This window comes from Aminobacter sp. MDW-2 (assembly GCF_014250155.1).
Taxonomy (GTDB): domain Bacteria; phylum Pseudomonadota; class Alphaproteobacteria; order Rhizobiales; family Rhizobiaceae; genus Aminobacter; species Aminobacter ciceronei.
The window spans coordinates 1,650,109-1,665,878 of the sequence record NZ_CP060197.1 but is presented as its reverse complement, the minus strand read 5'-3'; the positions used below and the strand labels follow the sequence as shown (position 1 = coordinate 1,665,878).

The 15,770-nt window shown below is 64.1% G+C and carries 14 protein-coding genes; 6 read left to right on the top strand and 8 right to left on the bottom strand.

Going from position 1 to position 15,770, the window contains the following annotated elements:
- Positions 1-117 precede the first annotated feature (117 nt).
- The 3 genes from H5P29_RS08070 (at position 118) to H5P29_RS08060 (ending at position 2,620) form a co-directional block, all read left to right on the top strand.
- Complete coding sequence (locus H5P29_RS08070; protein ID WP_067956900.1) at positions 118-867, top strand: YebC/PmpR family DNA-binding transcriptional regulator; 750 nt, start codon at positions 118-120, stop codon at positions 865-867.
- Between the two features lie 229 nt (positions 868-1,096).
- Positions 1,097-1,408: a SelT/SelW/SelH family protein gene (locus tag H5P29_RS08065; protein WP_067956897.1), complete on the top strand. Its 312-nt coding sequence runs from the start codon at positions 1,097-1,099 to the stop codon at positions 1,406-1,408.
- A gap of 135 nt (positions 1,409-1,543) precedes the next feature.
- A complete protein-coding gene (locus tag H5P29_RS08060) occupies positions 1,544-2,620 on the top strand; it encodes a D-alanine--D-alanine ligase family protein (RefSeq protein ID WP_154387225.1) in 1,077 nt (358 codons plus the stop codon).
- An 87-nt stretch (positions 2,621-2,707) separates the two neighbouring features.
- Here the strand turns inward: H5P29_RS08060 and H5P29_RS08055 are convergent, their stop codons facing one another.
- Together H5P29_RS08055 and H5P29_RS08050 are read right to left on the bottom strand one after the other, a co-directional pair.
- The gene (locus H5P29_RS08055; protein ID WP_154387224.1) at positions 2,708-3,196 is read right to left on the bottom strand and encodes a DUF1772 domain-containing protein; all 489 of its coding nucleotides are present in this window, start codon (positions 3,194-3,196) and stop codon (positions 2,708-2,710) included.
- Entirely contained in the window at positions 3,193-4,038 is an 846-nt protein-coding gene (locus H5P29_RS08050) for an NAD(P)H-binding protein (protein ID WP_154387223.1), read from the bottom strand. Before H5P29_RS08050 ends, H5P29_RS08055 begins: the two co-directional genes overlap by 4 nt.
- A 99-nt stretch (positions 4,039-4,137) precedes the next feature.
- Here H5P29_RS08050 and H5P29_RS08045 point away from each other — a divergent pair, with 99 nt between their 5' ends.
- Positions 4,138-4,764: a TetR/AcrR family transcriptional regulator gene (locus tag H5P29_RS08045; RefSeq protein ID WP_067956885.1), complete on the top strand. Its 627-nt coding sequence runs from the start codon at positions 4,138-4,140 to the stop codon at positions 4,762-4,764.
- 27 nt (positions 4,765-4,791) lie between these two features.
- Here H5P29_RS08045 and H5P29_RS08040 read toward each other — a convergent pair whose 3' ends face one another.
- The 3 genes from H5P29_RS08040 to rpmE form a co-directional block, all read right to left on the bottom strand.
- The gene (locus H5P29_RS08040; RefSeq protein WP_246340609.1) at positions 4,792-5,355 is read right to left on the bottom strand and encodes a hypothetical protein; all 564 of its coding nucleotides are present in this window, start codon (positions 5,353-5,355) and stop codon (positions 4,792-4,794) included.
- A gap of 155 nt (positions 5,356-5,510) precedes the next feature.
- Positions 5,511-6,881, bottom strand: a complete 1,371-nt coding sequence (locus H5P29_RS08035) for an IS1182 family transposase (protein ID WP_185910302.1) — start codon at positions 6,879-6,881, stop codon at positions 5,511-5,513.
- Between the two features lie 99 nt (positions 6,882-6,980).
- Positions 6,981-7,202 (bottom strand): 50S ribosomal protein L31, encoded by a 222-nt coding sequence (gene rpmE / locus H5P29_RS08030; protein ID WP_067956883.1) that lies wholly within the window; start codon positions 7,200-7,202, stop codon positions 6,981-6,983.
- 188 nt (positions 7,203-7,390) lie between these two features.
- Here rpmE and H5P29_RS08025 point away from each other — a divergent pair, with 188 nt between their 5' ends.
- Positions 7,391-9,196 carry an ABC transporter transmembrane domain-containing protein gene (locus tag H5P29_RS08025; protein WP_067956880.1) on the top strand — a complete coding sequence of 602 codons (1,806 nt, stop codon included), beginning with the start codon at positions 7,391-7,393 and terminating at the stop codon, positions 9,194-9,196.
- 4 nt (positions 9,197-9,200) lie between these two features.
- Here H5P29_RS08025 and H5P29_RS08020 read toward each other — a convergent pair whose 3' ends face one another.
- On the bottom strand, positions 9,201-9,890 hold the full coding sequence (locus H5P29_RS08020) for a nitroreductase family protein (protein WP_067956876.1): 690 nt from the start codon (positions 9,888-9,890) through the stop codon (positions 9,201-9,203).
- A 102-nt stretch (positions 9,891-9,992) separates the two neighbouring features.
- Complete coding sequence (locus H5P29_RS08015; RefSeq protein WP_246340719.1) at positions 9,993-12,929, bottom strand: autotransporter domain-containing protein; 2,937 nt, start codon at positions 12,927-12,929, stop codon at positions 9,993-9,995.
- 695 nt (positions 12,930-13,624) lie between these two features.
- Between H5P29_RS08015 and H5P29_RS08010 the strand changes: the two genes are divergently transcribed.
- Positions 13,625-14,119 (top strand): helix-turn-helix transcriptional regulator, encoded by a 495-nt coding sequence (locus tag H5P29_RS08010; RefSeq protein WP_067956871.1) that lies wholly within the window; start codon positions 13,625-13,627, stop codon positions 14,117-14,119.
- Here the strand turns inward: H5P29_RS08010 and H5P29_RS08005 are convergent.
- Positions 14,116-15,768 (bottom strand): FAD-binding dehydrogenase, encoded by a 1,653-nt coding sequence (locus H5P29_RS08005; RefSeq protein WP_067956867.1) that lies wholly within the window; start codon positions 15,766-15,768, stop codon positions 14,116-14,118. The two genes, H5P29_RS08010 and H5P29_RS08005, sit on opposite strands and share 4 nt — an antisense overlap.
- Positions 15,769-15,770 lie beyond the last annotated feature (2 nt).

Sequence of the window (15,770 nt, the reverse complement as noted above, 5' to 3'; positions counted from 1 at the left end):
GACGCGCGGAGTCACGTTTTCGCGAGGGCCGGGAAGCCTTGAAGTCTGGACGTATTGAGCCGATTTATCTATAAGGCGGCCCATTCAAACACTGCCGAAGCGACAAACAGGGGTCCCATGGCCGGCCATTCACAGTTCAAGAACATCATGCACCGCAAGGGCCGCCAGGATGCGGTGCGGTCCAAGATGTTCTCCAAGCTTGCACGCGAAATCACCGTTGCAGCAAAGACCGGCGTGCCCGACCCCTCGATGAACCCGCGCCTTCGCCTTGCCGTCCAGAACGCCAAGGCGGTGTCGATGCCCAAGGACAACATTGCCCGCGCCATCTCCAAGGCCTCGATGGGCGACGCCGAGAACTACGAAGAAGTGCGCTACGAAGGTTATGGCCCGGGTGGCGTGGCCCTCATCGTCGAGGCGCTGACCGACAACCGCAACCGTTCGGCGTCCAACGTGCGCGCAGCCTTCACCAAGGCCGGCGGGGCACTGGGCGAAACAGGTTCGGTGTCGTTCATGTGGGACCGCGTCGGTGAAATCGTCTATCCGGCAGGCGCCGGCGACGCCGACAAGGTCATGGACGCGGCCATCGAAGCCGGTGCCGACGACGTGCAGTCGGATGAAGACGGCCACACCATCACCTGCGCTTTCGAAAACCTCGGCGAAGTGTCCAAGGCGCTCGAAAGCTCGCTCGGCGACGCCGAGTCGGTGAAGATCATCTGGAAGCCGCAGAACAACATCCCCGTCGACGAAGAACGCGCCCAGTCGCTGATGAAGCTGGTCGGCACGCTCGAAGACGACGACGACGTGCAGAACGTCTACGCCAACTTCGAGGTCGACGAGGCGACGATGGCCAAGCTCAGCGCGGCTTGATTTTTGACACGCCCCGGCAAACCCGGGGCGTTTTCGTTTGAGGCCTTTCTCCAGCCTCCTTCGAGGCCCGCTCCGCGGGCACCTCAGGAAGAGGACCGCGGCGTCCGGCACGACTATGCGCTGCCAGTTGCCCGAACGTCGAAGAGTGGGCGGATGGCACGAACCTCCCTCATCCTGAGGTGCCGCGAAGCGGGGCTCGTAAGACGCACAACACAGCACCGGGTTGCGAATGACCGACTCCCTCCTGCCCCAGATCCGCATCACCTACTGCACCCAGTGCATGTGGCTGCTTCGTGCCGGCTGGATGGCGCAGGAGCTGTTGTCGACATTCGGCACCGAGCTTGGCGAGGTGACGCTGGTGCCGGGCACAGGCGGCGTGTTTACCATCACCTGCAATGACACGTTGGTGTGGGACCGTAAGCGCGATGGCGGCTTCCCCGATGCGGCCAAGCTGAAACAGCTGGTGCGCGACATCATCGACCCCGAGCGCGATCTCGGCCATTCCGACAGGAAGGGTCACAAGGCCAAGGACCAGGCCTGAGCGCATGCCCACGGCGAAAATCGCGCAAGAACACCGCGCCCTGAAACGGCGCCACAGATAAACTCGAATTGCTGAGCAAGCAGGGACATCGCGCCGCGGCATGGCGCGAACCTGGCGGCAGAGCGGAAAGCACCCATGACCACCAAACCACGCATCGCAGTTCTTTTCGGCGGACGCTCCTCCGAGCACGACGTCTCGCTCATGTCGGCAAGCAACGTCGTCAAGGCGATCGACGGGTCCAGATACGAGGTCGTGCCCATCGGCGTCGCCCGCGACGGCCGCTGGTTCCTGGCCCAACTCGACCGCGACGGCGCACTGCCCAAGGCCGTGCCCATCGGGGGCGCCGAGGTGGCGCTGGTGCCGGGCGGCAAAGGGCGGCTGATCGCCCTGCCAGCCGGCGAAGTGCCGTTCGAGCTGCCCAGGGTCGACGTGCTGTTTCCGGTGCTACATGGCCCGTTCGGCGAGGATGGCGCGGTCCAAGGTTTGGCCGAGGTGGCCGACATTCCTTATGTCGGCTCGGGCGTGCTCGGCTCGGCCAACGCAATGGACAAGGACGTCGCCAAACGGCTGATGAGAGAGGCCGGGGTGCCGGTGGCGCGTGGCGTGACCGTGCATTTCGGTGTCCGTCCCACGTTCGACGCCATCAAGGCCGAGCTCGGACTGCCTGTTTTCGTCAAGCCGGCACGGCAAGGCTCATCCGTCGGCGTCAGCAAGGCCGAGACGGCGGAACAGCTGGACAAGGCGCTGGCCGAGGCCTTCAGATATGACCGCAAGGTGTTGATCGAGGAGTTCGTCGACGGCCGTGAGGTCGAATTCGCCGTGCTCGAGGCGCCCGATGGATCGCTCTCCGTCTCCGTGCCGGGCGAGATCGCACCAGCGGCGAGCCACGGCTTCTACACCTATGAGGCCAAGTACATCGATGCCGACGGCGCTGCCTTGCGCATCCCGGCGGACCTGCCCGATGCGGCCAAGGCCAGGCTGCAGGAGGTTGCCCGCAGCGCCTTCCTGGCGCTCGGCTGCGAGAGCATGGCGCGCGTCGACTTCTTTGTGAAGGCGGACGGGTCGGCGCTGGTCAACGAGGTCAACACCATCCCCGGCTTCACCAACATAAGCATGTATCCGAAGACCATGGCAGCCTCCGGCGTGCCCTACCCCGATCTGGTCGGAAAGCTGATCGAACACGCCGTGGCGCGCTGGCAGCGCCAGGCTTGAAACAGCAAAGGCCGGGACACGCCCGGCCTTTTTCGTTTCCTGCTTTGCGCATTGGCGAAGATCGAACGCGAGCTCCGAGCCGATGCGTCAAGCGGTGCGGGCAAAGGCCATGACGAACGAGGCCAGCGACACCAGGCAGGCAACCGTGCGCACGTGATTCCACGGCAGCCATTCCTTGAGATAGCGCGTCCACATGGCGGCACCTTCAGCACTTGCCGGGTCGACGGCGGCGATCGCATCGTTGAGCGGCACGTTGAAGACCATCGTCACCAGGAAGCAGCCCACGAGATAGGCAACGCTGCCGGCAAGCAGCCAGGCCGCGCCCGCCTCGCTCCAGCTAAAGATCGCCTTGGCGCCGAGAACCAGCGACAGTACGACCATCCCCATGAATACCAGCATGAACAGCGGGTTGATGATGGTGACGTTGATCTGCTGCATGGCGGCGATGCCCTGGGGCACCGGCAATTTGGCAAACGACGCCATGATGGTGTTGGAGAAGATGAAGAACAGGCCGGCGGCGATGCCGCTGCCGAGCGCTGCAAGAAAGATGAGAGCGGTGAAGGCGGCAGCGATCATGTCTTGTCTCCCCAGATACCGGTTGCAGCGACAGTCTTGGCATAACAGGTGAAGTCGCGCGCGGGCCGGCCGAGCGCCCGGCTGACACCGTCCACAACATGCTGGTTGCGGCCGTCGAGCACCTCGGTGAACAGCATCATCAACAGGTCGATGAGCTCCGCGGGCAGTTGCTGTTCGGTGAGGCCGGCCTTGAAGTCGGCAGCGCTGATCTCGACGAAGCGGATCTCGCGGCCGGCGGCGGCTGATATCTCGGCGACTGCCTCGGCGAAGGTCAGCATGCGCGGCCCGGTGAGTTCATAGAGCTGGCCGATATGGCGGTCGTCCGACAAGGCGGCGACCGCGGCATCGGCGATGTCGTCGGTATCGACGAAGGGCTCGCGGACGCCGCCCACCGGCAGCGCCACCTCGCCTGAAAGCACGGCGTCGAGCAGGAAGCTCTCGCTGAAGTTCTGCATGAACCAGCTGCAGCGCAGGATCGTCCAGTCGGCGCCGGATTGCTGGACCCTTTCCTCCGCGCGCTGCGCCTCGGGTTCGCCGCGACCGGACAGAAGCACCAGGCGCTTGACACCCATGCCGACGGCGAGGTCGGCGAAGGCACCGATGGCTTCGGCAGCGCCGGGGGCCGCGAGGTCGGGATAGTAGGAGATGTAGACGGCACAGGCGCCCTCGACTGCGCCTGCCCAGCTGGCGCGGTTCTCCCAGTCGAAGGAGGCGATGGCGCCGCGCGAACCGATACGAACAGGCAGATTGCGCTGCGCAAGCTGTTCGGCAATGCGGCGGCCGGTCTTGCCGGTGCCGCCAAGGATGAGAATGGGCTTCAGGTCATGCTGAAATGCGGTCATCTTGGCCTCCTTCGTTAACGTGAGTAATCCTCACATTTGCAAATGTGATAAACCCTCATATTATGGCGGTCAAGCGGATTCGCAGCGGGCGGAAGAACCATGGAAGCGATCGAAGACAGTTCGGGCCAGGCGCTGCGGCGCGCGCCGAGCCAGAAGCGCAGCCAGGAGCGCGTCGAGCGCATGCTGCAGGCTGCGAGCGCGCTCATCTCGGAAGGCGGCAGCGACGCCATGCGCATGGGCGAGGTGGCCGAACGCGCCGGCGTGTCGATCGGCTCGCTCTACCAGTACTTTCCCGACAAGGGCGCGATCATCCGCACCCTGGCCGAGCGCTACAACGCCGAAGGCCGCGCCTGCATTTCAAACGGGCTGGCGGGCGTGGACGACATGAAGGGGCTGATCAACGCCTTCGGCGGGCTGATCGACGTCTATTACGGCATCTTCCTCGCTGAACCGGTGATGCGCGACATCTGGTCGGGCACCCAGGCCGACAAGGCGCTGCGCGACATCGACCTGCGCGATTCCAGGGCCAATGGCGCGCTGCTGGCAAAGGCGTGGCAGCGGGTCGCGCCCGCTTCAGATGCTGCCGGCATAGAGCGCAAGGCGTTCCTGATCATGTCGCTGGGCGAGGCCACGATGCGGCTGGCGATTTCGGTCGACCGCGCCGAAGGCGACACGCTGGTGGCCGACTACAAGGCGATGGCACTGCGGGAGATCGGGGCGACCTAGCCTGAGAAGACGCTGGTGGAACTGCGACTAGACCGCGCCGAACTGGTGCTGAAGCATTTCGGTTCGTTCATCGTCGTCACAAAGAGCAAGGCGTCCCAGTGACAACTGCTTGCGGTGCAACGCGACGACGGCCAGCGCGCAGGTCACGATCGTTGGCTCCGACTCGGTCCCCAAGTCGCGCAAGGCGAACTCAAAGAGACGTTGCCATGCCTCGGCATAGTCGCGTTCCAGCCATTCGGGAACCGGTGGATTTCGTGGAAAGACCAGCCGCGCTTCCTCGACCGTTGCCGCCAGACCGTAAAGCGCCCAGTGTGCAGGACGGTGTTGGGCAGAGATGCCGACAAGCTCAGGAATAGCTGCGTAGGACGCCTCCCCGACATCCCCCTGATGATGCAGCTCATTCAGAAGTTCCTCCCAGGCGGCGCTGTCGCGGTAGTTCCTGGAAAGTGCAGCGAAGGCTTGACGGGCGTCATAAGCGACTTTGTATCCGCCAGTCAGGCGAGACCATCGTTCATCACTCGACTTCAGCATGACGTTCACCCCGTGAAGCGAGATGAATATCCCGTCCGCCGGCAACAAAAAACCCGCCATGAAGGCGGGTTCAGACTGCTGACAAACCCCGTCGAATTTCGGCGGGGTTTTGTTTTGTGGGTTGATTGAGCTTTTGGATTGATGTCGGGGGGCAGATGCCAGTGCCGTTGCGAGCCGGCTTTGGCCTCATGCGAGGCTTGGTTCTGGCTTTGGCCTCATGCGAGGCTTGGTTCTGGCTTTGGCCAGAGGCTGATTGCGATCTTTTTCATGTTCTGGGCGGCGGCTGCGATCAGGCACTGGCAGGCGACGCGTGTTCGCCCTCGGAAGCGGGCATAACGATGGCCGAAGAGCTGCTTGGCATCGGCGAAGGATCGCTCGACCGTCTCCTTGCGGCGTCGATAGATCGCCTTGCCCCATGCGGTTAAGCGGTTGGCATCGACCCGCTCGCGGACATCCTGCCAGACATGGCGCGTGATGGTGCGCTCGGCCTTGGCGTTTGATGTGCAAGACGCCAGCAGCGGACAGTTGCGGCAGATCGTCGGGTCGCTCCTGTAGTGGCGATAACCGCCGCGATCGGTGGTGGCGTAAGTGAGCAACTGGCCCTGCGGGCAACGATAGCCGTCAAGGTCCGGCTCATGGACGAAAGCGCCCTTCCTCATCTTGCCAGGCTTTGGCCGGGGCGGGTTGCGATAGCCGACGACACCCTGGATGTTCCTGTCCTCCAGGCCCTTGGCGATGCCTGGCGTGGCATAGCCGGCATCCAGCCCCGCCGCCGTGACGTCGAAGCCGAAACGCTCCACCTGGCGGTCGAGCCGGTCGAGATAGACGATCGAGTCATGCACGTTGGCCGGCGTGGCAAACGTGTCGGTGATGATGCCGAAGCCGCCATCCACCGTGCGGTGATCGAGATAAAAGAAGCCCTTCGGCTTGCCCTCGCGCACCATATAGCCAGCCTCAGGATCGGTGCGCGAGACCTTCGTCTCTTTCACCGCAGGCTGCCGCTCCTGCTCCTTCAGCGCCTTCTGGCCGTGCAACGCCCGTTCGGCATCGATCGCCCGGTCGAGCTCGCCCCAGTAGTCGGCACGCGACTTGGCGACCATGGCAAGGTCGTACTTGCCCTTGTTGGCATTGGCCTTCAGGTGCGTGCTGTCGGTGTAGAGCACCGTGCCGTCGACCAAGCCTGCCCCGATCGCCTGCTCGACAATGCGGTCGAAGATCGCCTGCGCGATCGTCTCGTCCTGGTAGCGCCGGCGTCGGTTCTGCGACAATGTCGAGGCGTCGAACACCTTGTCCGTCAGCTTCAGCCGCAGGAACCACCGGTAGGCGACATTGACCTCGATCTCTCGCACCAATTGCCGCTCCGAGCGCACCCCGAACAGGTAGCCGATGAACAGCGCCTTGAACATCAAGGTCGGATCGAGTGGCGGGCGACCATTGTCGGCGCAGTAAAGCGGCGCTGTCAGATCGTGGATGAACGAGAAATCGATAACACCATCGATCTTGCGCAGAAGGTGATCAACTGGAACCAGTTGATCGAGCGTGACGATCTCAAGTGCGGTTTGTTCAGGGCCGGCTCGCTTCAACATCACCCACTGAATCACAAACCCCCAACTCTCGCCAGGGGTTTGTCAGCAGTCTGAACCCGCCATGAAGGCGGGTTCTTATATTCTTGGAAGCGGGTCGGCTTAGATGCCGAGGCCTTCGTAGCGCTTCTTGAACTTCGACAGACGGCCGCCGCGGTCGAGCAGGTTGTGCTGGCCGCCGGTCCAGGCCGGGTGCGTGGTCGGGTCGATATCGAGGTTCATCGTATCGCCTTCCTTGCCCCAGGTGGAGCGGGTCAGGTATTCGGTGCCATTGGTCATGACGACCTTGATGGTGTGGTAGTCGGGATGGATATCGGCTTTCATCGCTCTGTTCCTGCTGTCGCGGCGCGGCTTGCGCAGGTATCCTGCGGCGATGCGCCTCTTTCGAAAATTCGAAGCCACGGCTAGATAGGCCACGGCTTCAGAAACGGTCGGCGTGCCTATACATCAGCCGATTTCGAATCACAAGGCCGCGCAGCCGGCAAATGGCCCGCGGCCGAGAGGGAATTGACATGGCGAACACAACAACGGCCGCCAATGAACAGCGCCGACGTTCGCTCCGCCCGCTGAGCAGGCTTTCGCCCTACCTCTACCGCTATCCCAGGCTGGTCATCGGCGCCATCATTTCGCTTGTCGCCGCCGCCGTCACCACGCTGACCCTGCCGATCGCCGTGCGCCGGATGATCGACCACGGCTTCTCCTCCGCCGATTCGAGCTTCATTGCCAAATATTTCGCCATGCTGGTGGCGATCGCTGCACTGCTCGCGCTGGCCTCTGCCTGCCGCTACTATTTCGTCATCACGCTCGGCGAGCGTGTCGTCTCCGACATCCGCCGCGACGTCTTTTCGCACGTCACCTCGCTCTCGCCAGCCTTCTTCGACACGGCGATGTCGGGCGAGATCGTGTCGCGGCTGGCCGCCGACACGACCCAGATCAAGTCGGCCGTCGGTGCCACCGCCTCCGTCGCCCTGCGCAACATCATCCTCGGCCTGGGCGCGCTCGCCATGATGGTGGTGACGAGCCCGAAACTGTCGGGCCTTGTCATCGCCGCGATCCCGTTGATCGTGCTGCCTTTGGTCGCCTTCGGTCGCTCGGTGCGGCGCAAGTCGCGGCTGGCGCAGGACACGCTTGCCAACGCCACGGCCTTTGCCAGCGAACAGATCGGCGCCATCCGCACGCTGCAGGCCTTCACCAACGAAAAGCTGGTGACGGGCCGATTCGCTGCCGCCGTCGAGACCGCCTTCAACGCCGCCCGCGCCTCGGTGCTGGCCCGCGCCGTGCTGACCTTTTTTGCCATCTTCACCATCTTCGCCTCGGTCGTCGCCGTGTTGTGGTTCGGTTCGCGCGACGTGCTTGAGGGCACGCTGTCACCCGGCACGCTCGGCCAGTTCCTGCTTTATTCGGTGTTCGCCGCGGGCGCGCTCGGGGCGCTGTCGGAAGTGTGGGGCGAACTCAGTTCGGCCGCAGGTGCTGCCGAACGCATCACCGAGATCCTCGCCGAAAAGCCCACCGTCGCGACACCGGCAGCCCCCGTCGCCCTGCCAGCAAGGAGCAGCGGCGCGATCGAATTCCGCGACGTCACCTTCTCCTATCCGGTCAGGCCCGACCGCGCCGCCGTGCGCGGCCTGAGCTTCACCGTGAAACCGGGCGAGACTGTCGCCATCGTCGGCCCGTCGGGAGCCGGCAAGAGCACGGTGTTTTCGCTTCTGCTGCGCTTCTACGATCCCGAAGCCGGCGCTGTGCTGATCGACGGGGTCGACCTCCAGAAGGCCGACCCGCAGGCCGTGCGCGACCGCATTGCCATCGTGCCGCAGGACGTGACGATCTTTGCCAGCACGGCAGGCGAGAACATCGGCTTCGGCCGGCCCGGTGCTTCGCAGGCCGACATCGTCAAGGCAGCCGAGGCCGCGCTCGCCGTCGAGTTCATCGAGAAGCTGCAGGACGGCTATGACACCGAAGTCGGCGAACGCGGCGTCACGCTCTCCGGCGGTCAGCGCCAGCGCATCGCCATTGCCCGCGCCATCCTGCGCGACGCGCCTATCCTGTTGCTCGACGAGGCGACATCGGCGCTCGACGCCGACAGCGAGCGGCAGGTCCAGACGGCGCTCGAGCACCTGATGCAGGGGCGCACCACTATCGTCATCGCACACCGGCTGGCAACCGTGCTGAAGGCCGATCGCATCCTGGTCATGGATGGCGGCCGCATTGTCGAGGAAGGCACCCATGCCAGCCTCGTCGCAAAGGGTGGCATCTATGCCCGCCTCGCCAAGCTGCAATTCGACACCGGCGCCAGCGCCTTCCAGGGCGCCGCGGAATAACGCCTCACAGGAAGGTCGCGATCTCCGACAGCGGACGCTTCTCCGTGGCATGCACGGGGATGGTGGCGCCCTCCTTGGGATAGCCGACGACCATCAGGATGTAAGGCTTGTCGTGCGGGTCGCGGCCGCAGATCTGGTTGAGGAAGCTCATTGGGTTCGGCGTGTGTGTCAGCGTCGCCAGGCCAGCGCGGTGCAGCGCGGCGATCAGGAAGCCGGTGGCGATGCTGACCGATTCGGGCACGTAATAGTTCTTGCGCGAGACACCGTCGGCCGAGCGGCTCTTGCGCTCGCCGAAGATGCAGATCAGCCAGGGCGCCTCTTCCAGGAAGGGCTTGGAGGCATCGGTACCGAGCGGCGCCAGCGCCTTCAGCCACTCCTCGCCGGCGCGGCCCTCGTAGAAAGCACGCTCCTCGATCTCGGCCGCTTCGCGAATCTGGCGCTTGATGTCGGCGTCGCCGATGACGGTGAAATGCCAAGGCTGGTGATTGGCGCCGTTGGGTGCTGTTCCGGCAGCCATGATGCAGGTTTCGATGATGTCGCGCGGCACCGGCCGCGAGGAAAAATCGCGCACGGTGTGGCGCGTGCGGATCTCGTCGTAGAACGACTTTGCGCCGGCGCGCATCTCCTCGACCGGCTTTTCCTTGTAGTCGGGCAGCGGCAGCGTGCGGTAGGTGTGTGCGGTTGAGACGGTCATGGTTGCTCCCCAGGATTGTCGATTGCGGCGACAATCTCGAATGCCATTGCCCGCGTCAACGGGGATTGGCGACGCCTGGAGCGGCGTCGCCTTGTTCCACGACTAGAATTTGACGCCGAGGCTTGCCTTGACGCCGTGATCGCGGGCGCCGCTGGCGAGCTGGCCGTTGTAGCTGAGGGCCAGATTGGCCTTGGGCGAGACGGCGAAGTCGAGACCGGCTTCGATCAACAGTGCATCGCGGGCGATCGGCGCGCCATGGACGGTGAAGCTGTCGCCGCCGCCTGCGAAGGCGACTGTCGAGGCAGGCGTGACGTCGCCGAAGGCATGGCGCCAGCCGAGGCCGCCCCGCACCGTCGCCTTGGCGTCACCAAGGTTGAAGTCGCTTGCGGCGCGCAGGCCGAGCGTGGTCGTGGTGCTGTCGAAGCTCTTGTCGGTGCTGGTCAGCGCCGCCGCGCCGCCGGTTTCAGTGAAGCCGTCGGTCGAGGTCGAGACATAGGCAAGGCCGGCGAAAGGCTCGAAGGCGACGCGGCCCATCTCGACCTTGTAGCCCGTTTCGACGAAGGCCTGCGCCGTGCCGGCATCGTAGCTGGCCTTGAGCGTTTCGGTGAGACCGGGGAACGAGACAGTGCGGCTCGTGTCGATCGCGTGCCTGGTGTAGGACGCCCCAGCGCGCAGCGCGACGGCGCCGAAGTGACGGCCGCCATAGACACCGACATGGAAGTTGTCGCTGTCGCCCGAGGCGGCGCCGCCATCCGTGTCGAAGCTGGTGCGGCTGTAACCGCCGAGCAGGCCGAGACGCCAGCCGTCGCCGACGATGGTGTCGCCGCCGGCGACGAGGCCGCCGCTCGCGTGCTTGAAACCGCCCGAATTGCCGTTGCCGTCGAACGAACCCCAATTGCCCAGCGCCTGGCCCCAGACGACGAAGCGGTCGGTATCGGCGGCGACAAGTTCGAGACCGCCCTCGCCATAGCCCATGACGGGCAGGTCGGGTGCCGCGACATCGCCGAAGGCCGAGCGCACGCGGTCGTTGGCGAACTCGCCGAGGAACTGGCTCGTCTGCGTCGTGCCGCCGCTGACCGAAGCATGCACGTCACCGGCAAGCTGATCGAGCGCGTCGCGTGCCTCGTCCTCGTCCGTCGACATCAGCAAGGCCGAGCGCACCGGATTGCCACTCGGCAGAGTGTCGACGGCACCCGCGACGGCCGACTGGTTCGGCGACTGGGCGACCTCCTCGACCGACAGGTCGTTGCGGCTGAGCGCCAGCGTTACGTCATTGCCGTCGCCACCGGTGTAGCTGATAAGATGATTGAGGAAGAGCAGGTTGTTGAGATTACCGACTGAGGCGAAGGTTCCGGTGACGGCGTCACCGCCATCATTGGCGATGATCGTGAACGGCCCGTTGAGCGGATCCCAGCCTCCGGCCGCGCTCGGGTCGTTGGGTGTCAGTACCAGATTGAGCGTCGCACCCGATATGTCGACCGTACCGTTGACCGTCAGCTTGTCGGCTGTCGTCGGCGTCGCCTCGATCTCGAGGATGCCGTGATTGACGTAGTCGCCGTTGACGGTCTGGGTATGGACGAGGCCCGTTGTAGCCGGGTTCGCCTTGTCGCCCACAGCATGCGCTGCACCTGATGCGATTGTCACGTTGCCGACAACCGTGCCGCTGCCGCCGAACCGAGCGCCGGAGTCAACGGAGACTGGCCCAGCCAGCGTACCAATGCCCTTGTAACCGACATTCAGCATGCCGGTGTTGACGAAGGTTTCGCCGGCGAATGCGGAACTGTCGCCCCTTAATGTGATGGTGCCCGATCCCTGCTTGAAGAACTGCCCCGCGCCGGCAAGCTTAACGTTCTGCGGCAGGTAGCCCAGGCCATTGGACATGTTGGAAATCAGCTTGCTGCCAGCGTCGATGGTGATCTTGCCATCGGTCCCACCCAACCAACCGCTCGCCCCGCCGTCACCGAACTGGAGTGTACCGCCGTTAGAGATCAGCACGGTGGCCGTGCCGCTGCCGCTGTTGCCAGCGCCGGTAAGGGTCAACTTGCCACCGCCAATATGCTGGAACGAGCCTGCGCTATTGATCTGGCCGGCAACAACGAGGTCGTCGGAGCGATTGAAGACCAGCGTACCGTGATTGTTGACCGCGCCGGCAAGAGAACCTGACGTGCCACCAGATCCCAGCTGCAACGTTGCGCCGCTGGAGATGGCCGTGCTTCCGGTAAAGATGTTGTTGCCGGTGAAAATCTGTGTCCCGCCATCGATGCTGATGCCAGCGCTGCCATCGATCACGCCGGAAAAGGTGCCGCTGGCCGCTGTGATGTTGAGAATCTTGTCAGCGAGCTTGACCAGACCGCTGCCCGTCAACGCCTTGATGCTGACGCCGCCACCCTTGTTCGAGATGTCGAACGTACCGTCGACCGTCAATCCGCTGGAGGCGCTGATGCTGCTGCTGCTGCCAACCATCTGGAGTGTCGTACCGGAGCCGATCGTGGTGGCGCCTGTATAGGTGTTGACCCAATCGCTGAGCTTCAGCGTACCGCCGCCGACAATGTCGAGCCCGGCTGACCCTTTGATGACCATGCCGATCTCGGCGGAAACTCCAGGACCCACATTTATCGTCGCCGAGCCGATTGCCGGCGCCAAGGTAAGCGAGTCGGAAGCAGTAGCCGTAAGCCTGTAGCCGCTGGCCGTGAAACGAAGTGTATCGAAATTCTGGTGCCCCTGGACGTTTACCCCTCCACCAGTGCCGCCGAACACCGCTGTGCCACCAACCCATTGCTGGTTTGTTGTGCCGGTGACGTCGGTCCAGTTGGTGCTGCCAGCAACCCATGTGCCGGCACCTCCATTGACGGCACCATTGGCAACGATGTCGGCACCATCCCAATACTGGTCTGCAAGGACCGGCGACGCAGCGCCGAGCACAACCGCCACGGCCGCGAGCGTCGCCAGCGCCGTGCCGGACCGCAAGGCGGCGAGACGGGCGATTGGTCGGTTCGAGGGTTGGCTGGAAGAGGTCCTGTTGGCTTGAGCCGATTCCAAATGAGTCCGCGCAGCAGAGCTGCGGTCAAAAAAAGGCATGATATCCCCACCACTTATATGCACGCCCAAACCGGGCAAAGGCATTGTGCGGAGACCCCAATCTCCACCCAAAACTCAACAATAGATTTTGCTTAGAACAGCCAAGCTTATTCAGCAACAGAGAATATTAGGTATGAAGCATTAAACTTGCTTCAACTCGTACAACCGCCAACTCCACTCACCGACGTTTCGAGACGACTCGCGCATGCAAGTGAAATGCGCCAGCAAATGCCAAATGGGGCAGCAGGCATTTGCGACTGTTCTACTCCCTCGATATACACCACGCCTCAAATGCCCTCGAACGAACAGATGAGAAGGTCATCAGTGATGTCCTGACCACCCAGGGACCACCGATCGGCCCAGGCAGGCTGGAGCGAACCGCACAGAGCAAAAAGTGGCACACCCGAAAGAGCGCGCGTTCTGGAAAAAATGGCAGGCACTGCTTGCTCCCCACCTGCCGTCGGGAGGGGAGCTTATCCCTCAGGCAGGCCCCTAAATGATGAGCCACACCTAAGCGACAACACCGTGGTTGGGAAGATTTCGTCCCGCGCCATTTTTGGGTCTAATTCCGGAAACCGGCATTTGACAGACTAGGGCCACGCGGCTCCAGCGGGCACCATGGCTCAAAACTTCACCGCCAAGGTGGCCCTGGCCCCGTGGTCACGCGTACTGTTGCCGATCTGGCCGACATAGGCCGTGGCAAGACGCATGCGCAGCTTCTCAGCTATCGGGCGCGAGGCCGCGGTCGATACCGCAGCGCCCCCCGCCTGCGCCAAGCCGCCGAAGAGGAGGAAAGCCTGCTGCCGGGGGATATTTTGGCCGCGGCGCGGACGATCATCGACCAGCGCCACATGGATGCGGAGCCGTCGCCGGGGTGCGTTGCCGCCCGCGGTGGATGCTCGCGTTCCGAGCTTTATCGCGCATTCTCGGGACAGGCCGAGTCCGTCGCGCCTGCCATCTGGACAGCGCGGCTCGAACGATCGCGGCGCATGCTGACGCTGAGCCCGGCGCTCGACCTCAGCGTCGCCCAGATCGCTTCCAGCTGTGGCTTCCTCGATCCCTCCAACTTCAACCGCATGTTCCGCAATCGCTACGGCATGACGCCGCGCGAGATGCGCGAGCTGGACCGCGACAGGTCCGAAAACGGCTAGCGCGCCGCGTGCCGGCCGGCGTTGCGGCCGGAGAATATGCAACCGCCGAGGAAGGTGCCTTCGAGCGCGTTGTAGCCGTGATAGCCACCGCCGCCGAAGCCGGCGACCTCGCCGGCAGCATAGAGGCCGAGAATAGGCTCGCCATTGGCACCGAGCACCTGACCATTCAGATTGGTGTGCAGCCCGCCCAGCGTCTTGCGGGTGAGCACATTGAGGCGGACGGCGATCAGCGGGCCGTTGGCGGGATCGAGGATCTTGTGCGGCTTTGCCGTCCGCACCAGCCGGTCGCCGAGATAACGCCTGGCGCCATGGATGGCGGTGACCTGGGCGTCCTTGGAGTAGGGATTGTCGATCTCGCGGTCGCGCGCTGCGATCTGGGCATGCAGTCGGTTATGGTCGATGAGGTCGTTGCCGGCGAGCACATTCATGCCGGCCACAAGATCACGGAGATTGTCGCGGACGACAAAATCCTCGCCATGCTGCTTGAAAGCCTCGACCGACGGCGGCGCGCCCTTGGCGCGGCGGCTCTTCAGCACCTCGATCCAGCGCTTGGAGGTCAGGTCCGGGTTCTGCTCCGAGCCGGACAGCGCGAACTCCTTCTTGATGATCTTCTGGGTCAGCACAAACCAGGAGTATTCGTGGCCGGCGGACAGGATGCGCCGGAGTGTGCCGAGCGTGTCGAAGCCAGGCAGGAACGGCGCTTCCAGCCGCTCGCCCAGCGCGTCGAACCACAGCGACGACGGCCCCGGCAGGATGCGGATGCCGTGGTTGGGCCAGATCGGGTTCCAGTTGGTCAGGCCCTCTGTGTAGTGCCACATGCGGTCGCGGTTGATGACCGCGCCGCCGGCGGCTTCAGTGATCGCGACCATGCGGCCGTCGACATGGTGCGGCACGCCGGCGACCATCTTCTTGGGCGCCGGCCCGAGCCTGTCGGTCGGCCAAGCCGTTCGAACGAGGTCGTGATTGCCGCCGATGCCGCCCGAGGTAACGATGACGGCGTCGGCATGGAATTCGAAATCGCCTGTCACCTTGCGGCCGGATTGCTGGCCACGCTCGACGGCAGACGACTCCAGGATTTCGCCGGCGACACCGGACATTGCACCATGGGTCTTGATCAGCCGGCTGGCCTGATGACGGAATTTCAGCGCGATCCGGCCCGCCGCAGCATGATCGCGGACACGACGGACAAACGGTTCGAGCACGCCCGGGCCGGTGCCCCAGGTGACATGGAAACGCGGCACCGAATTGCCGTGGCCATGCGCCAGCGCGCCGCCACGCTCGGCCCAACCAACGACGGGAAACCAGCGCATGCCCTGGGCATGCAGCCACGGCCGCATCTCGCCGGCAGAGAAATCGATGAAGGCTTCGGCCACCTTGCGCGGCCAATGATCTTCTGGCCGGTCGAATTGCGCCGATCCCATCCAGTCCTGCAAGGCGAGCTCGCGGCTGTCCTTGATGCGCATGCGGCGCTGTTCGGGACTGTCGACGAAGAACAGCCCGCCGAGCGACCAGAACGCCTGGCCGCCGAGCGAGTTCTCGCTCTCCTGCTCGAGCATGATGACCCGCTTGCCGGCATCGGCCAGCTCTGCCGCGGCAACCAGACCGGCAAGTCCGCCACCGACAACGATCGCATCCGCCTGGTCAGCCAACT